Here is a 1,185-nt window from a genome sequence, read left to right as displayed (position 1 = left end):
GCCTTAGCCGTTGTGGTGGTCAGGAAGTAATGGTCCTCGGCCAGCCGCGACGTGGTGCCGTCGTCATAGACGATGCCGTCCTCTCGCAGCATCAACCCGTAGCGCGCTTTGCCAACAGCGAGGCTGGAGAAGGTGTTGATGTAGACGCGGTCGAGGAAGGCGCCGGCATCAGGCCCATGCACGTCGATCTTGCCGAGTGTCGAGACATCGCAGAAGCCTACGCCGCCGCGCACCGCCTTGACCTCGCGGGTCACCGAGTCCAGCCAGTCTTTCTCGCCGGTGCGCGGATACCATTGCGCCCGTTTCCACAGGCCGGTGTCGACGAAGATTGCGCCTTGTTCCACGGCCCAGTGGTGCGACGGCGTCAGCCGCGTCGCATGGAAAGTCTCGTCGCGATGGTGGCCGGCGAAGGCGCCGATGGCGACTGGCACGTAAGGAGGCCGGTAGATCGTCGTGCCGGTCTCGGGAATGGACCGGCCGCTCACCGCGGCCATGATGGCGAGGCCGGCGACATTCGAGGTCTTGCCCTGGTCGGTCGCCATGCCGAGCGTCGTGTAGCGCTTCAGGTGCTCGACCGATTCAAAGCCCTCGCGCTGCGCCAGCTCGATGTCGGATGCCGTCACGTCATGCTGGTAGTCGACGAAAGCTTTGCCCTTGCCGGCAACATGCCAGAGCGGCGTCAGCGAAAAGGCCTCGTCATCGGCCACAGGCGCGTTACCGACTGTGCCGCTATGTCCCGTGTCACGCGCCGCTGCCCCGCCGGCGGCAAATCCCTGGCTCAGGCAGCCGCCGAGGCCGAAATCGCCATTGGCGGCGCCTGCGGCAACCATGCCTGGAGGCGCGCCATCGGGCACGAAGGCGGAGATGTCGCCGCGCCATTTTGGTCGGCCACGATGATACGAAGTCAGCCCGACCGCCGGGTTCCAGCCGCCGGAAACGGCGAGCCCGTCGGCTTCGACTTCGGCGCGCGCGCCGCCGGTGAGCGACACCGCGATTTTTCTGACACCGTCCTTGCCGCCATCGACACCGCTGACGGAACCGTGCAGCACCGGAAAGCCGCCCTTGGAGGCCAGCGAACGATGCGCCGGCGATACGTCAGGCCGCGCGTCGATGACCGCGGCAATCTGCAGTCCGGCACTGAGCGCCGTCTCGACCGTGCGCCAGCCATCCTCATTGTTGGTGAAC

At 66.5% G+C, this 1,185-nt stretch carries 1 pseudogene; it reads right to left on the bottom strand.

From position 1 onward, the window contains the following. A pseudogene (locus tag EN935_RS36850) lies at positions 1-1,185 on the bottom strand (sarcosine oxidase subunit alpha); the annotation flags it as partial.

It is taken from the genome of Mesorhizobium sp. M7D.F.Ca.US.004.03.1.1 (genome assembly GCF_003998635.1).
Taxonomy (GTDB): domain Bacteria; phylum Pseudomonadota; class Alphaproteobacteria; order Rhizobiales; family Rhizobiaceae; genus Mesorhizobium; species Mesorhizobium loti.
The sequence above is the reverse complement of the archived record's forward strand: the minus strand, read 5'-3'. Positions and strand labels throughout refer to the sequence as shown.